Raw genomic sequence first — 16,233 nt, 5'->3', positions numbered from 1 at the left:
TTTAAGACAATCGGTGAGAAAACGCTGAAATAAGCGGTATTAGTAGGAGGACACAAATGATTACAGTAAGTAACGTTAGTTTGCGTTTCGCGGATCGCAAATTATTTGAAGATGTTAACATAAAATTCACGCCAGGTAACTGCTACGGTTTGATCGGAGCAAACGGTGCTGGTAAATCTACATTTCTAAAGATTTTATCTGGAGAAATTGAACCATCAACAGGTGACATACATATTACGCCAGGTGAGCGTCTAGCAGTATTAAAACAGAACCACTTCGAATATGAAGAGTTCCCAGTATTAGAAACAGTAATTATGGGTCACACGCAACTTTACAAAGTAATGCAAGAGAAAAATGCTATTTACATGAAAGAAGACTTTAGTGATGAAGATGGAATGCGCGCTGCTGAACTTGAAGGTGAGTTCGCTGAGCTTAACGGTTGGGAAGCTGAGTCAGAAGCTGCAATTCTTCTTAAAGGTTTAGGTATTGGTGAAGATCTTCATGATAAGAAATTGTCAGAATTAACTGGGGCAGAGAAAGTAAAAGTATTACTTGCTCAAGCTTTATTCGGTCAACCTGATATTCTATTATTAGATGAGCCTACCAACCACTTGGACTTAAAAGCGATTCAATGGTTAGAAAATTTCTTAATGAACTTTGAAAACACAGTTATCGTAGTATCCCATGACCGTCACTTCTTAAATAAAGTATGTACGCACATGGCTGACCTTGATTTCGGTAAAATTCAACTTTATGTTGGTAACTATGACTTCTGGTATGAGTCAAGCCAATTAGCTTTAAAATTAACACAAGATGCTAATAAGAAAAAAGAAGAGAAAGTAAAAGAGTTACAAAACTTCATTGCACGCTTTAGTTCAAACGCTTCTAAAGCGAAACAAGCAACTTCTCGTAAAAAATTATTAGACAAAATTACATTAGATGATATTAGACCGTCATCACGTCGTTACCCATTCGTTGGCTTCACACCTGAGCGTGAAGTAGGAAATGACTTATTAACTGTTGAAGGTCTTTCTAAAACAATTGATGGTGAAAAAGTGTTAGATAATGTGTACTTCACTTTAAATAAAGGTGATAAAGTTGCATTTATCGGCCGTAACGATATTGCGATGACAACATTATTTAAAATTCTTATGGGTGAAATGGAGCCGGATAGCGGTTCATTCAAATGGGGTGTTACAACCTCTCAATCTTACTTCCCAAGAGATAACTCTAAGTACTTTGAGAACAGTGATTACAACTTAGTTGAATGGTTACGTCAATTCTCTCCACAAGATGAGTCTGAAAGCTTCTTACGTGGTTTCTTAGGCCGTATGTTATTCTCAGGTGAAGAAGTTAAGAAGAACGTTTCTGTATTATCTGGAGGCGAAAAAGTTCGTTGTATGTTATCTAAAATGATGTTAAGTGGTGCGAACGTAATCACACTTGACGATCCAACGAACCACTTAGACCTTGAGTCAATCACAGCATTAAACAACGGTTTAATTGCATTCAAAGGTACAATCTTATTCACATCTCATGACCATCAGTTCGTGCAAACAATTGCAAACCGCATTATCGAAGTAACACCAAACGGTGTAATCGATAAAGAGGCTACTTATGATGAGTTCTTAGAAAATGAGGAACTTCAAAAACAAGTAGATGCAATGTACAAAGGTCAATAATATATAATGAAAAAACTCGTTCTTTTTAGAGCGAGTTTTTTTGTCGAGAAAACGTAACATCGCTGGTCGGTCAAATGAATAATTATTCAAATATAATATTAATGAACAGGAGAATTCTTTCATGTATGGAAGGGATGTAATGACTTTTAGATTTAAAGAGTTAGTTGAAGAAGGGAAATGTAAGTGGAGTAATATAATCAAATCGTATTATTTTGTCATGTGAAATATGTACCAAATTTGGAGATAGAATAGTTTGCGAATGAGTTTATAAAGGTATATAGTATGGGGTGTCATAATTAGTGGATGAATCTTGGGAGAAAACAGGAAATGTTACAAATTTATTTTGTTAAATAGAAACCAAGGTCAAAATGTCTAGAAAGAAATAGTTGAATAAATACTAGCTTCAAATTATAATTACTAATATTCTTCATATAGTTAAATAAAGATAATCTATTTGAAGAAGAAAATTTGAATAGAGAGACAGACTTATAAAAAATAAGCCTTGGATGATCAAAAGAGGTGGAGAAATGAAACAGTTCTTATTAAAGAGCAAAAGTGTGTTAAGCAATCATTTTGGATTCTTTCTGTTTGCCGTTATTTTATTGTGGCTCAAAACATATGCAGCTTATGTAACGGAATTCAATTTAGGAATTTCAAACACAATCCAAAAATTCTTGCTGTTTTTTAACCCGCTTAGTTCAGCAGTTCTATTTTTAGGACTTGCATTATTTGCAAAAGGGAAACGATCTTATATTTGGTTAATTATCATTAATTTGTTATTGTCGATTCTTTTATACGCAAACGTAGTATACTATCGCTTTTTCAGTGACTTTATTACGTTCCCGACATTAACACAAACGAATAACTTTGGAGATTTAGGTGGTAGTATTCTTGCGTTGTTACATCTTTATGATCCATTATACTTCTTAGACACGATTATATTAATTGTGTTAGTCGCAACAAAATTTGCAAATCCAAAACCAATTCGTGTTGCGAAGCATAAATTATCTCTAGTATTTGTAGTAGGTATTTTATTATTCAGTGTTAACTTAGGTCTTGCAGAGTCTGACCGTCCTGAATTATTAACAAGAACGTTTGACCGTAATTATATTGTGAAATATTTAGGTGCATACAACTACACAATTTATGATGGAATTCAAAGTGCGAAAGCATCGACAGAACGAGCATTAGCGGATGGCGATAATATGACAGAAGTACGAAATTATTTAACATCAACTTATGCAAGTCCAAATCCTGAGTATTTCGGTAAAGGAAAGGGAATGAACGTAATTTACATTCATTTAGAGTCATTCCAAAACTTCTTAATTGATTACAAATTAAATGGTCAAGAAGTTACACCGTTCTTAAACTCATTTACAAAAGATGCGAATACACTATACTTTGATAACTTCTTCCATCAAACAGGACAAGGGAAAACATCAGATGCGGAGTTTATGTTAGAGAATTCAATGTTTGGCTTACCGCAAGGTTCTGTCTTTACAACGAAATCTCATAATACGTATCAATCAGCACCAGCTATTTTAGGACAACAAGGATACACATCAGCAGTATTCCACGGTAACTACAAAACATTCTGGAACCGTGACGATATTTATAAATCATTTGGTTTTAATAAATTCTTTGATGCGTCATACTACGATATGAATGAAAAAGACGTAGTAAACTACGGATTAAAAGATAAACCGTTCTTTAATGAATCTATTCCGTTATTACAAACGTTGAAACAACCGTTCTATACAAAGTTTATTACGTTATCGAACCATTTCCCTTATCCAATTGATAAGGCAGAAGCAACGATTGAACCAGCAACAACAGGTGATTCATCAGTAGATACGTACTTCCAAACAGCACGCTATTTAGATGAATCTGTAAAAGGCTTCATCGATTACTTGAAACAATCTGGTTTATATGATAACTCAATTATTGTTATGTACGGAGACCATTACGGTATTTCAGATAATCATAATGCAGCAATGTCAAAAGTAATGGATAAAGAAATGAACTCATTTGAAAATGCACAGTTACAACGTGTACCATTAATCGTTCGTGTACCAGGAGTGAAAGGTGGCGTACAACATCAATACGGTGGTGAAATTGACGTTCTTCCAACGCTATTACACTTACTAGGTACAGATACAAAGAATTATGTTCAATTCGGTTCTGATTTATTATCACCAGATCATAAACAAGTCGTTGCGTTCCGTAACGGTAACTACGTAAGCCCAACAGTTACTGCACTAAACGGCAAATACTATGATACAACTACTGGAAAACCTGTAGAATTTACAGATGAAATAAAGAAAAATGAACAAATGGTTCAAAACTCACTAAAATACTCTGACCAAGTCGTAAATGGTGACTTATTACGATTCTACACACCGGAAGGATTCACTCCAGTAGATCGTTCGAAGTATAACTATAACAACCGTGATAAAAACAAAACGAAGGTAAAAACGACTCCGGAAGGGGAAGCTAAATAAATAATAAAAGGCGCTATTCATATGAATAGCGCCTTTTATTTGTAAATATACCATCATTATGAGACAAAACCAGCTGTTGCTTTTTGTTTTGCCTTTCCGAAGAAAACTACACCGACGATGATAATAATGATAAATGCCCATTTAACGAAAGGGTTACTTTCGAAAAATCCAGCGAACCATTTCTCATCTACAATCATTTTCGCGGCAGTATAAGCTAAAACGGCTGCTCCGATCGTAATGATGACAGGAAAACGATCCACCCATTTTAAAATTAATGTGCTGCCCCATACGACTACTGGAATAGACACTAATAGTCCGATGATTACTAAAGAAAAGTTACCATGGGCAGCTCCTGCAACAGCGAGTACATTATCAATGCCCATTAACGCATCAGCGATAATAATGGTTTTAATAGCAGACCAAAATCCTTCTTCGGCTTTAATATCATGATTTTTGCCCTCAGCGATCAGCTTGTAAGCGATCCAAATAAGAAGTACACCACCAATTAGGAGTAATCCAGGTATTTTTAATAACCAAACGACAACTAAGGTAGCGAGAGCCCTAATAGCAATTGCTCCAATGGTTCCCCAAATGATAACTTTCTTTTGTTGGTCTTTCGGTAATCTTCTTGCTGCTAATCCAATTACGATGGCATTATCTCCGGCTAACACTAAATCGATTACAATAATGGCAAGCAAGGCAGACAAATATTCAGGTGAAAGAAAATCCATATACACATCACTCCTTAAGAGTAATATGTGCTAAAGTGTTGATAATATAAAAAAGGATTGAAATTGTATATTCAATCCTTTTTTGACTGTATTCTGATATGTATGTTTTTATTTTGAATAAGTCGCTTTTGTAGTTTTTTACTTATCGCGTTTCTTTCTTAAATTGATTCCAAGTTTCTTCAGTTTGCACTATAAATACGATTATATAACATCTACTTATTTAAACTAGATTAAAGATAGCATGTGATATTTCAAAGTTAAATTTATTTGATAAAAGGGAAGGGACGTATAATATTGATATGGTGCAAGCGTGTATAGGTTTTCTCTATAAGGAAATTCTAAAAACGATAAAAAAGACTTGATAACCTACTAGAGGGGATCAAGTCTTTTCATTACATACGATTATCATGCCAGAAGTTTAATGGGAAGTGTTCGTTCTCATTATATGCTTCTAATTCATATCCTTTTTCTTTCAGTCCTTTAATAATTCCAGGTACTGCTTTTACTGATTGTGGATGAATATCATGCATAAGGATAACTTCTGTTGGATTTGTAGAATGAGCTAGAACGTTTTCTACAATTTTAGCTGATGCAGCATCAACTTGCATTTTGTTATATTTCCAGTCTAAAGAATCAATTGTCCAATCCCAAACTTTTAAGCCATTGTCTACAACTTTGTTGCGAAGAGCTTCGTTTAATCCTGGCATAGAGCCGTAAGCAGGACGAGTTAATACTGGTGATTTACCTAAAACACCAGCGATTAAGCCTTGGTCTTCCTTCATTTCATCTACGTAATGACCTTCAGTGTAAAGTTTCTTGTAGTTATGAGTCATACTGTGCATCCCAACGTAGTGGCCTTCAGCATCTTCGCGTTTTACAAGATCAGGGAAAGCTTTTACGTTTGAACCAATTAGGAAAAATGTTGCTTTTGCATTTTCTTTCTTTAACATATCTAAAAGCTCAGCTGTGTATTTTCCAGGACCGTCATCAAATGTTAAATAAGCGACTTTTCTAACTTGCCCGTTATAATGTTTTGGAGCTTCTTTCGGAGCAAGAGATGTTTGAATCTCACTTACAAGTTGAACAGATTTTGCTTCATCCTCTGTACTAGCTAAAGCAGTATGTACTGATCCAAAAGCCGCTTCGTATGTGAATAATACTCCCGCACAAACTAACATAGCCCTTTTTACTAAAGTTGTCATTCGAATTCCATTGTGCATAATTTTCCTTCTCTCTATAAAAGTTCTACTCTACTATATTAGCAATTATAGGTAGGGAAATGCAAAGAAACTTTTTTACACTTGTAAAAAAGTTTACCCAAAAGTATGCAAGATTTTATATCAATTGCAGTTTTGAAAAATAGAATGAATTTAAACTTTATTATTTAAACTTTCAATCACCAAATCATACTTTCGTATCACTTCGTTTTCGTTCCAAATATTGATTCGAATATTTTTGATTTTTATTAAAATATTGGTAAAGAAACAATTATATGAAAAAAGGAGCGGGAATATGAATAATTATATTTGCACTACATGTGGAGTACAGTATCCCGAAAATGAAGAAGCACCTTCTCACTGTAAAATTTGTAATGAGGAAAGGCCATATGTTAATCCAATTGGGCAGTCATGGATAACATTAGAAACAATGCAAAATAGCAATTTATACTAAAGTCCTATTGTTTATTAACTAATAGGTCTTTCAACTTAGGAAGCTCACACTAATGAGGGATGTTAAAGGGAATATATGTAACCTATACTAATTACTATAAAGCTTTGGAAAATGAAAAGGAGGAGATTTGCATGAAGAATTGGGTTCAATTTAGAATTGCAAGACCAACAGATAAATTGGAAGAAGTGATTAGTTTTTATGAAACAGGATTAGGATTAAAACGTATAGGGGAATTTCACAATCATGAAGGATATGACGGGGGTATGTTTGGATTACCAGATGAAGAGTATCATTTGGAGTTTACTTCACATGTTAATGGAAGTCCATGTCCGGCACCGACAAAAGATAATTTACTAGTTTTTTATATGCCTAATAAAGATGAAATTGAAAATATAGTAAATCGATTAAGTAATATGGGCTACCATGAGGTGGAACCAGAAAACCCGTATTGGATAGAGAAAGGAACCACAATAGAGGATCCAGATGGTTGGAGAATTGTGCTTATGAATGCATCTGAATAAGGAAACTATTTTCATATGAAATAGAGTGTAGCAAAATGATTTAGACATAAATCCCTACAGCGTTTGTAGGGATTTTTATATAAGAAAATCTTATTGAGAGAGTTATTAAAATGTAGAAAGTATTTTGGCTAAGAATAAATGTAGTAAACATAATTTATGAAGGAGGTATAAAAGTATGATAGTAAACCATTTTAAAGAGTTTTCTAAACATGTTGGAAATACACATCTCATTAAAAGTTCTTTCGTAGTTTATATCTTATTCTACGGAAAATTGATACCATCAAAAAACTGTATGTTTAACATGTATAGTTTTTTGATGGTGTAGCTGTGCAATGTTTAAAAATTTCACATACCGTATTTTAAAAATAAATATAGGAAAACCAAAAAGTAATGTAGAATATATCGTACATACATATATACAGTCAACATAAAAGATAAAGAGGTGGGTATATGTTACTTGAGGAAGTAATGCAGCAACTAGAGGAATATGGAACAGAACAAAATCGAAAAACGTATAAAAACCACGGAGCGAAAGAGCCGTTATTTGGAGTTAGTTTTGCGAATTTAAAATTGTTAAAAAAGAAGATAAAAAAAGATCATGATTTAGCAGTTGGATTGTGGGAAACGAAAAATATGGACGCAATGACATTAGCAACTTATATTTTAGATCCGAAAAAAATAACGACAGAACAGCTTAATAGTTGGATTCAGGATGTTGATTATTACTGTTTGATGGATGTTCTTATGACATCTATATGTACTTCGCCAATTGCAATAGAAAGAATGGAAGAGTGGACAAAGTCTAATGATGAATGGATTGGAAGAGCTGGCTGGTCTTTATTAGCAAATATAGCGATTAAAAATAAAACGTTACATGATGATTTCTTCTCTCCGTACTTAGAAGAGATTAAAGAAAATATACATAATGAAAAAAATAGAAAAAAAGAAGCGATGAATAGTGCTTTAATCGCAATAGGAATTCGTAATGAAGACTTAGAGCGACAAGCGATTGAAATTGCACGTGAAATTGGAAAAGTAGAGGTTGATCACGGTGCAACATCATGTAAAACACCAGATGCAGAAAGCTATATAAAAAAAGCGAGAGAAAGAGCTGAAAAAAAGAAAGTGAAATAAGAAAAGAGGATCGGTTATGAAAGCAATTGACGCAGCACAAAACATAATTACATTACAATTTTCTAATTGTGATGTAGCTTTACTCGGCGGAAGCGTTGCACGAGGAGAAGCGACGAAAACATCTGACCTTGATATTGTAATAGTTGACCAAAGTTTAACTTCTTGCTATAGGGAATCTTTCTATAGTAATGGATGGCCTGTTGAGGTGTTTGTTCATAATTTTGAAACATATAAAACCTTTTTCAAAATGGATTGTGATCGAGGGAGACCGTCGTTACCACAATTAGTTTCGGAAGGGATTGCATTAAAAGGGGAAAAGGAAATTGTTGAGAAATTAAAAAAAGAAGCGAATGATTTACTACATAAAGGACCAGCTAAATGGACCGAAGAAACGATTAAGCAGAAGCGATATTTTATTACGGATACTTTAGATGACTTTATTGGTGCAACAAAAAGAGAAGAAGAATTGTTTATCGCTAATTTATTAGCGGATTTAGTACATGAATATGTATTAAGAGTAAATGGTAAGTGGCTTGGGAGTTCAAAATGGTTTATTAGAGTGCTAAGAAGATATGATGAGCAATATGCAAACAAATTTGTAGCCGCTTTTGATCATTTTTATAAAACGGGAGAGAAAAATGAATGTACCATATGTTCAATTAAGAGAATTGACACTAGATGATGTAGAAGATCGCTATCAATGGTCATTAGATAGAGATGTAACAAAGCATTTAGTCGTACCAGATCAATATCCTCCGTTCACTCGTGGAGATACGAGAAACTGGATTGAAGCTTGTATAAGCCGAAAAAATGGTTATGAACAAAGGGCAATCGTTACTGAGGCAGGTATACATATTGGATGGGTAGACCTTAAAAATTTTGATAAAACAAATAAAAATGCTGAACTAGGAATTGCGATTGGAAATAAAGACTATTGGGGTAAAGGATTTGGAATGGCAGCTCTAAACAGCATGTTACAAATAGGTTTTTCTCAGTTTGAATTGGAGAAAATTTGGTTACGTGTAGATGAAGATAATACAAAAGCTAAAAAGAATTATGAAAGTGCCGGATTTGTATGCGAAGGGTTAATGAGAAATGATCGATTGAGACAGGGGAAGTTCATTCATCGCAATCGTTACAGTATATTAAAAGAAGAGTATGAATCAAAAAAGTAGCCTATAAAAATATTATGTAAATTAAAAAGGGGAAGATAAAATGATTCGATTACTTACAAAAGCGGATGCAAAACAATATTGGGAGTTACGTTTACAAGCATTACAAGTAAATCCAGAAGCATTTATAACGACTTATGAAGAAGCAGTACGTCAAGAAAATCCTCTTGAACGAGTTGCTAGTAATCTTTCATCCAATAGTAGTTTTACATTTGGTGCTTTTAATAATGAAAATCGTTTAGTTGGGGTTGTTACTTTATTAACAGAAGAAAAAGACGCATATAAGCATAAAGGACATATCGTTGCAATGTATGTAGATACTGAAAATCGAAGAAGTGGTCTTGCACGTGATTTAATACGTAAAGCAATTGAAAGGGCAAAAGAGATGAAGCTAGAGCAATTGAATTTAGGGGTTGTTTCAACGAACGAACCAGCCAAACGATTATATGAATCAATGGGATTTAAAACATACGGAATTGAAAAAAGGGCTATAAAAATGAATGGTGTGTATAATGATGATGAACATATGGTGTTGTTCTTTTAAGAGAGGAAGTTTTGTATGAAAAAGGCGAAACTGCGACAATAAGATGGGGAATATGGCATATAGCAGATCATAATCGGTATCATCAAGCTCATATCAGTCGTTTGAGGAAATTATACAGAGAATATAGACTACATATTCTTTAATTTTTGAATGAACGAACGCCCCTAAATAATAATTAAAGGAGGCGTTTGTTTTTATTCGTTCGCTTTTCTTCCCAAGCTATCATTAAATTTTTATGATAATCTTTTGGTTTCTCAATAGAAAACCAGTAAATTGAATGTGCAATAGTTGGTAGCCATCTTTTATAGCGGGTCGAGATTAAAGTAGATTTTGACCCTTGAAAATTTTGATATGTAATGGCCTCGATTTCATACCAATGCACTTTATTCCCATGTAAATCTACTACAATTCCTTCATCATCCCAAAGTGAAATGTAAGTTTGTATGTAGATTTTTCATCGCGTATACTAAAATATATGTCATAGAGATAAAAAATTAAATACAAGGGGTTTTACAATGAAAGCAATTGTTATAGGGATATTGGCATCATTTTTCTTTGCCTTTACCTTTGTTTTAAACCGGGCAATGGACTTAGAAGGTGGAAGCTGGATTTGGAGTGCATCATTACGGTATTATTTTATGGTTCCAATGCTATTACTTATTGTTATGTATAGAGGGAACTTAAAGCAACTCTTTCAATATATGAAAAACAATCCGAAAGAATGGTTAGTGTGGAGTATCGTTGGATTTGGTCTCTTTTATGCACCGCTTAGTTTTGCTGGAGCGTTCGGACCAGGTTGGCTTGTTGCATCAACATGGCAAATTACAATCGTTGCAGGGATTTTGTTAACACCATTTTTTGCGGTGGATCCACTACATAAAAAACTTCCGATGAAGGAATTAGTTATGTCGGGCATTATTTTATTCGGTGTTGTTCTCATGCAAGCAGAACATGCTTCTTCATTAGGTATTCGTGAAACCGTTTTATGTGTAGTTCCTGTACTTATTGCAGCATTTGCGTATCCTCTTGGAAATAGAAAAATGATGCAAGTTTGTAAAGGGGAATTAGATGTATTTCAGCGAGTACTCGGTATGACATTAGCAAGTTTACCATTTTGGTTTTTATTATCTGGTTACGAAGTATCAACAGGCGGATTACCGTCAAGTAGCCAAGTTTTTCAATGTTTTATTGTAGCAGTTAGCTCTGGGTTAATCGCGACAGTATTATTTTTCTTTGCAACAGATCTTGTGAAAGATGATCCGCAAAAATTAGCAACAGTGGAAGCGACGCAGTCTGGTGAAGTTTTATTTGCGCTAGTAGGAGAGCTGATCTGGTTATCTGCACCAATTCCGTCATCATTATCTTGGATTGGTATGAGTCTCGTTATTATTGGAATGATACTTCATAGTTATGTGGCTGTCGTTGTAAAAAAAGAAGAAAAAATAACGGCGTAATGAGATTAGCTCTTTTTATTAAGAGTTAGTCTTTTTTTCATAGAAAGGGATGAAAGTATGAATATACATCGCGTTGAACAAATTGAAAAAGATTCAATATTAAATGTGCTACAATATGCCGTCGGTCCAAATGAAATAAGCTTAAAGAAGGCAATAATATTTTATCAAAGTAATAAAGGGACTTTGTACAAATATGAAGAAAAAGCTTGTCTAGGTATTGAAATAATCGGAGAAACTAAAGCACGAATATGTCATATAGCAGTGGCTCCAGATTATCGTCAAAAAGGAATTGCACTACAAATGATTAAAGAGATTGTAAGAGTATACCAATTGACTTATATAGAAGCGGAGACAGACGATGGGGCGGTAGAATTTTATAAAAGAATTGGTTTTCAAGTTAAAAGTTTAGGAGAAAAATATCCAGGGATAGAAAGATTTCATTGTTACATGGAAAAATAGCATGAAAATATATAATTGTACATATTGAATATAGTTTGAAAAAAATAATAATTTCATTATATAATATAGGTATCTGGAAAAATATAGATAAAAGAAGATAGGTGTATAACACGTGAGAATGGAGAAAAGTAAGTTTATAAAAATAGCTACTTCAATAGGGGTGTCATCTTTTTTATTAACAGGTTGTGGTGATTATGAAGAAGAAACTGCTCAGCAAGAAAGTACAGCTGTTAAAACAGATGGTGCAAAACAAAGAAATGAACAAGAAACATTAAATTGTGATGATAAAGCCCCAACCAATGAAAATGTAGAGAAAGATGAGTTATGCAAGGAAAATAATCCGTCATTTTCATCTTATCATGAAAACTCTCATTTACCGATACTTCCATTTGTAGCAGGATATTTATTAGCGAGTAGAACTTCAAATATGAATTATACAGCAAAACCAAATTTAATGAAGAAACCGTATGCAAATAATGTTATTCCATATCGTGAAAAAGATGAGCGTAGAACAGGTGGCGGTAGTAGCGGTGGTTATACTGGTGGTTCTAACGGTAACAATAATACTTCCAATAAAGTAGATTTAAATAAACAGCAGCCAAATCCATCCAATAAAGTAACACCAGATACAAATACGCCAAAATCATCTACTACGCAAACACCGAAAGTAAACTCTGGTTCAAGTGGAATTGGAAACGCAAAAGCGCCAGCAGGATCCTAAAACGAAAGGGTAATGGAGTAATGTATACAGAACGAGAGCAAGAAGAGTATATGAAAGTATGGTTTTCACTTGCAGAAGAGGCTAGTAGGAATGGTTTCACTTGGCCTAGTCTGTTAGAGAATGAAGAATGGAATCAATATATGGCAACAGGGATGTATCGCATGCCAGCAAAAACTTATACTGCTATCTCAAAAGCGACAGAAGAAATCATGTATGTGTTATATAGAACGTATCAATATATTGTAAATACGACAGAAGATTTTCAAAAACTTGGATTCCCAGCTGAAGCGTGGGAAATGGCGAGAATGAAACATAATGGTTTATTTTCATATTTTACAAGGTTTGATTTTATCGTAAATGGTGACGATATAAAATTAATAGAAGTAAATTGTGATACGCCAACAGGCTATTTAGAACCGTCTGTCGCAAATGAAGTGTTATGCCGTTATCATGATGTAAATCACCCAAACCATATAGAAGAGCATATTGTGCAGGCATGGGAACAAATTAAACATGACTATCATATAGGCCCTGAAGAGACGATATATTTTACTAGTTATGATTGGCACGATGAAGATAGTCAAACGGTTCAGTTTTTAAGAACGTATTGCTTAAATCAGTCAACGGACTATGTAGGAATACAAGACATTGTCGTTGCGGAAGATGGTATATATACGCCGAGTGGAGAAAAAATAAAATATTTATATAGACTGTATCCAATAGAGTATTTAGTAACGGACGTTGATAAGAATGGAAAAAGGATTGGTTTACAATTTTTAGATCATATTGCGCAAGAAAGAGTGAAAATTATTAATCCGCCAGCCGCATTTGTTATGCAAAACAAAAGTGTACTCGCACTAATTTGGAAGCTTTATGAAGAAAGTGTTTTCTTTACAGAAGAAGAGCAAGACATTATTTATAAATACTTTCTACCAACATATTTTTCAAATAAGCGATTTCTAGAAAGACATGAATCATACGTTTCCAAACCTGTATTTGGTCGTGAAGGTGGCGGAGTATCTATATACGAAAATGATGAATTATTAGCTGAAGATAAAACAGAGTATTACTTTGAACAAAGGAAGATATACCAGCAATACATAGAAATGCCTGACTATACCATTGACACATGGGATGGTCCATATACTGGTAAACTATTAATTGGCTCTCACTGTATAAGCGGAAGAGCAGCAGGCTTATTTTTACGTGTAGGTGAGAAAATAACGGGAAACTTATCAATGTTTACTGGGGTTACAATTGAAGGATAAAGTAAACAAAGAGCTCATCATTTGTGATGAGCTCTTTCGTCTATGTATAAAACAGCTTTTTATGGTTGGATGTAAAATCTTCACTTTCTTTTTGTGTTTTAAATCTTAATATTATAATTTAAAAATTTTTTTGTGTAATAATATTACCATTTTTTATAGATATGAAAAATGATTAAGTTAAAAATTAAGAAAAATATGATAATATATTTATATAAAAGTTTAAATTTACGTAGCTAGTGGGGGAACCAATATGAAAATGAATGAAATAGTAGCAAGTACACAATTTCCAAATACAATCGAAACAATAACAAAAGATTTAAAAGCATTAGGAGTCGAAAAAGGAATGACAATTATCGTTCATTCATCACTAAGTTCTATCGGGTGGATATCTGGTGGTGCGGTTGCTGTAGTAGAAGCATTAATGAAAGTTGTTACGGAAGAAGGAACGATAATAATGCCAACGCAATCTTCGGATTTGTCCGATCCGAAACATTGGTCAAGACCACCTGTACCGGAAGACTGGTGGCAAATTATCCGAGATAACGTCCCAGCATTTGATTCACGTATAACCCCAACAAGGGGAATGGGTGAAATAGTTGAATGTTTTCGTACATATCCGAATGTAGTACGTAGTAATCATCCGTTAGGAAGTTTTGCTGCATGGGGAAAACATGCAGTAGAAATAACAATGAACCATTCGTTATCAATGAGCTTTGGAGAAGAATCTCCATTAAGAAAAATATATGATTTAGACGGGTACGTATTATTAATTGGTGTTGGATATGATTCCAATACGTCTGTTCATTTATCCGAGGTGCGTTCTGGTGCATGTGAGTTAATACAAGTAGGAGCACCTATTATAGAAAACGGTGAAAGAGTGTGGAAAGAGTTTTTTGAAATGGATTACGAATCTGAGAAGTTTGTAGAAATTGGTGTGGAGTTTGAGCGAAAAGGAACTGTAAAAAATGGGAAGATAGGGAATGCAACGTGTCGTCTAATGAAACAGCGTGATATAGTTGACTTTGGAACAGAATGGTTTCGTAAGAAAAATTAGTAAGGGATGGTTACAATGAAGGGGAAAAAGGTATTAATTACGAGCGGTGGTTGTCTAGAAAAATGGGATCAAGTACGCGGGCATACGAATATGGCCAAAGGTACAATCGGAAGGATAATCGCAGAAGAACTTCTAGCTAAAGGGGCACATGTTATATATTTACACGGTTATTTTGCGGAGAAACCGAGTGATGTACATAGAGGGTTAGAATTACATCCATTTGAAGGAATCGTTGATTTACAAGATAAAATGAAAAGTATCATATCACATGAAAAGATTGATGCAGTCATTATGGCAGCGGCTGGATCAGATTGGATTGTGGAGAAAATTTGTGATCAAGATGGTAATGTTCTTAATATGAACGGAAAAATTTCAAGTGATATAGCACCGATTATTCACTTTCAAAAGGCTCCAAAAGTATTAAAACAAATAAAAGAATGGGACCCAGAAACAGTACTTGTTGGTTTTAAACTTGAAAGTGATTTAAATGAAGAAGAACTGTTTGAAAGAGCAAAAAATAGAATGAAAGAAGCAAGGGCGAATGTAATGATTGCGAATTCACCACATTCTTTATATTCGCGCGGAGCTGTGCATTATGTAATTGGACAGGATGGTAAAGGGAAGTTGTGTAATGGGAAAGATGAAACAGCGAAAGAAATTGTCAAAAGCTTAGAGTTATTATGTAATCGTGTCACTGCTTTTTAAAATTAAGTTTTTAGATGAGAATGAATCCGCATAGTAATAAGTAAGCGAAACTTTAATTGGTGGGAATTTTACTTTTACACGAATGTGAAGCGTATACCAATCAAGAGCTATACACAGAATAATTGGTGAGGAGTGGATTCTATGGAACATTTATTAAAGCAAGCTATTAAACTTAGAAACGAAAAGAAATATGCGCAGTCTAAAGAGATGCTTATAGGATTAACAAACTTTACAAAGGATGCAGAAGTACTGTATCAGTGTGCGTGGATACATGATGTAATGGGGCTAGAAACAGAAGCAGTTCCGTATTATGAGCAGGCAATCGCAAATGGACTTGATGGCGAATCGCTTTGCGGTGCTTATATTGGTTTAGGAAGTACATATCGTTGTATAGGGGAATATGAAAAGGCAATTACAGTATTAGAAGCTGGGGTGAAAAAATTCCCAGAGAACGCTCCGATGAAAGTATTTTTATCATTAGCAAAATATAACGTAAACGATCACGAATCAGCGATGAAATTATTACTTGAAACTGTCGTGAAAGTAGAGGAAGTAAAAGAATTTGAACGTGCCATTTCATTTTATAAAGACCATTTAAATGAGGTTTTTAAATAAA

At 34.1% G+C, this 16,233-nt stretch carries 16 protein-coding genes and 1 pseudogene; 15 read left to right on the top strand and 2 right to left on the bottom strand.

Annotated elements, in window-relative coordinates; translation table 11 throughout:
* Window positions 1–56 precede the first annotated feature (56 nt).
* A complete protein-coding gene (locus ES895_RS15330) occupies window positions 57–1,682 on the top strand; it encodes an ABC-F family ATP-binding cassette domain-containing protein (protein WP_000633864.1) in 1,626 nt (541 codons plus the stop codon).
* Between the two features lie 527 nt (window positions 1,683–2,209).
* Entirely contained in the window at window positions 2,210–4,183 is a 1,974-nt protein-coding gene (ltaS, locus tag ES895_RS15325) for a lipoteichoic acid synthase (protein ID WP_135238460.1), read from the top strand.
* 56 nt (window positions 4,184–4,239) lie between these two features.
* Here the strand turns inward: ltaS and ES895_RS15320 are convergent, their stop codons facing one another.
* Together ES895_RS15320 and ES895_RS15315 are read right to left on the bottom strand one after the other, a co-directional pair.
* Window positions 4,240–4,914, bottom strand: coding sequence for a TerC family protein (locus ES895_RS15320; RefSeq protein ID WP_000346944.1), 675 nt, complete (start codon window positions 4,912–4,914; stop codon window positions 4,240–4,242).
* A 392-nt stretch (window positions 4,915–5,306) separates the two neighbouring features.
* On the bottom strand, window positions 5,307–6,134 hold the full coding sequence (locus ES895_RS15315; RefSeq protein WP_000551443.1) for a peptidoglycan-N-acetylglucosamine deacetylase: 828 nt from the start codon (window positions 6,132–6,134) through the stop codon (window positions 5,307–5,309).
* Window positions 6,135–6,716: 582 nt separating this feature from the next.
* Between ES895_RS15315 and ES895_RS15305 the strand changes: the two genes are divergently transcribed.
* The 13 genes and pseudogenes from ES895_RS15305 to ES895_RS15240 all read left to right on the top strand — a co-directional run bounded on the left by ES895_RS15305 (window position 6,717) and on the right by ES895_RS15240 (window position 16,232).
* Complete coding sequence (locus ES895_RS15305; protein WP_135238459.1) at window positions 6,717–7,106, top strand: VOC family protein; 390 nt, start codon at window positions 6,717–6,719, stop codon at window positions 7,104–7,106.
* Between the two features lie 450 nt (window positions 7,107–7,556).
* A complete protein-coding gene (locus tag ES895_RS15300) occupies window positions 7,557–8,240 on the top strand; it encodes a DNA alkylation repair protein (RefSeq protein ID WP_000923455.1) in 684 nt (227 codons plus the stop codon).
* Window positions 8,241–8,256: 16 nt separating this feature from the next.
* Window positions 8,257–8,922 (top strand): nucleotidyltransferase domain-containing protein, encoded by a 666-nt coding sequence (locus ES895_RS15295; protein WP_000643681.1) that lies wholly within the window; start codon window positions 8,257–8,259, stop codon window positions 8,920–8,922.
* Window positions 8,879–9,415 carry a GNAT family N-acetyltransferase gene (locus ES895_RS15290; RefSeq protein ID WP_098312383.1) on the top strand — a complete coding sequence of 179 codons (537 nt, stop codon included), beginning with the start codon at window positions 8,879–8,881 and terminating at the stop codon, window positions 9,413–9,415. Before ES895_RS15295 ends, ES895_RS15290 begins: the two co-directional genes overlap by 44 nt.
* Before the next feature lie 40 nt (window positions 9,416–9,455).
* The gene (locus ES895_RS15285; protein WP_000620316.1) at window positions 9,456–9,956 is read left to right on the top strand and encodes a GNAT family N-acetyltransferase; all 501 of its coding nucleotides are present in this window, start codon (window positions 9,456–9,458) and stop codon (window positions 9,954–9,956) included.
* Window positions 9,953–10,099 (top strand): annotated as a pseudogene (locus tag ES895_RS15280) (DinB family protein); the annotation flags it as partial. The gene ES895_RS15285 and the pseudogene ES895_RS15280, both read left to right, overlap by 4 nt.
* Window positions 10,100–10,471: 372 nt before the next feature.
* Window positions 10,472–11,410 carry a DMT family transporter gene (locus ES895_RS15270; RefSeq protein WP_000644587.1) on the top strand — a complete coding sequence of 313 codons (939 nt, stop codon included), beginning with the start codon at window positions 10,472–10,474 and terminating at the stop codon, window positions 11,408–11,410.
* Window positions 11,411–11,467: 57 nt separating this feature from the next.
* Window positions 11,468–11,869 (top strand): GNAT family N-acetyltransferase, encoded by a 402-nt coding sequence (locus ES895_RS15265; RefSeq protein WP_001020845.1) that lies wholly within the window; start codon window positions 11,468–11,470, stop codon window positions 11,867–11,869.
* A 112-nt stretch (window positions 11,870–11,981) separates the two neighbouring features.
* The gene (locus tag ES895_RS15260; protein WP_001242222.1) at window positions 11,982–12,590 is read left to right on the top strand and encodes a hypothetical protein; all 609 of its coding nucleotides are present in this window, start codon (window positions 11,982–11,984) and stop codon (window positions 12,588–12,590) included.
* A 20-nt stretch (window positions 12,591–12,610) separates the two neighbouring features.
* The gene (locus tag ES895_RS15255; protein ID WP_000287883.1) at window positions 12,611–13,858 is read left to right on the top strand and encodes a glutathionylspermidine synthase family protein; all 1,248 of its coding nucleotides are present in this window, start codon (window positions 12,611–12,613) and stop codon (window positions 13,856–13,858) included.
* Between the two features lie 250 nt (window positions 13,859–14,108).
* The gene (locus tag ES895_RS15250; RefSeq protein ID WP_000783344.1) at window positions 14,109–14,912 is read left to right on the top strand and encodes an AAC(3) family N-acetyltransferase; all 804 of its coding nucleotides are present in this window, start codon (window positions 14,109–14,111) and stop codon (window positions 14,910–14,912) included.
* Window positions 14,913–14,927: 15 nt separating this feature from the next.
* Window positions 14,928–15,617: a phosphopantothenoylcysteine decarboxylase domain-containing protein gene (locus tag ES895_RS15245; RefSeq protein WP_000676724.1), complete on the top strand. Its 690-nt coding sequence runs from the start codon at window positions 14,928–14,930 to the stop codon at window positions 15,615–15,617.
* 141 nt (window positions 15,618–15,758) lie between these two features.
* Entirely contained in the window at window positions 15,759–16,232 is a 474-nt protein-coding gene (locus tag ES895_RS15240) for a tetratricopeptide repeat protein (protein WP_000400636.1), read from the top strand.
* The last annotated feature ends 1 nt before the right edge of the window (window position 16,233 follow it).

The organism is Bacillus sp. 007/AIA-02/001 (assembly GCF_004634455.1).
GTDB lineage: Bacteria > Bacillota > Bacilli > Bacillales > Bacillaceae_G > Bacillus_A > Bacillus_A cereus.
Note: the sequence above shows the minus strand (reverse complement) of the source record. Positions and strands in the feature narration are given on the sequence as shown.

Coding starts and splice junctions, on each gene's coding strand:
- ES895_RS15330 (WP_000633864.1), top strand. CDS start 57: ATGATTACAGTAAGTAACGTTAGTTTGCGTTTCGCGGATCGCAAATTA.
- ltaS (WP_135238460.1), top strand. CDS start 2,210: ATGAAACAGTTCTTATTAAAGAGCAAAAGTGTGTTAAGCAATCATTTT.
- ES895_RS15320 (WP_000346944.1), bottom strand. CDS start 4,914: ATGGATTTTCTTTCACCTGAATATTTGTCTGCCTTGCTTGCCATTATT.
- ES895_RS15315 (WP_000551443.1), bottom strand. CDS start 6,134: ATGCACAATGGAATTCGAATGACAACTTTAGTAAAAAGGGCTATGTTA.
- ES895_RS15305 (WP_135238459.1), top strand. CDS start 6,717: ATGAAGAATTGGGTTCAATTTAGAATTGCAAGACCAACAGATAAATTG.
- ES895_RS15300 (WP_000923455.1), top strand. CDS start 7,557: ATGTTACTTGAGGAAGTAATGCAGCAACTAGAGGAATATGGAACAGAA.
- ES895_RS15295 (WP_000643681.1), top strand. CDS start 8,257: ATGAAAGCAATTGACGCAGCACAAAACATAATTACATTACAATTTTCT.
- ES895_RS15290 (WP_098312383.1), top strand. CDS start 8,879: ATGAATGTACCATATGTTCAATTAAGAGAATTGACACTAGATGATGTA.
- ES895_RS15285 (WP_000620316.1), top strand. CDS start 9,456: ATGATTCGATTACTTACAAAAGCGGATGCAAAACAATATTGGGAGTTA.
- ES895_RS15270 (WP_000644587.1), top strand. CDS start 10,472: ATGAAAGCAATTGTTATAGGGATATTGGCATCATTTTTCTTTGCCTTT.
- ES895_RS15265 (WP_001020845.1), top strand. CDS start 11,468: ATGAATATACATCGCGTTGAACAAATTGAAAAAGATTCAATATTAAAT.
- ES895_RS15255 (WP_000287883.1), top strand. CDS start 12,611: ATGTATACAGAACGAGAGCAAGAAGAGTATATGAAAGTATGGTTTTCA.
- ES895_RS15250 (WP_000783344.1), top strand. CDS start 14,109: ATGAAAATGAATGAAATAGTAGCAAGTACACAATTTCCAAATACAATC.
- ES895_RS15245 (WP_000676724.1), top strand. CDS start 14,928: ATGAAGGGGAAAAAGGTATTAATTACGAGCGGTGGTTGTCTAGAAAAA.
- ES895_RS15240 (WP_000400636.1), top strand. CDS start 15,759: ATGGAACATTTATTAAAGCAAGCTATTAAACTTAGAAACGAAAAGAAA.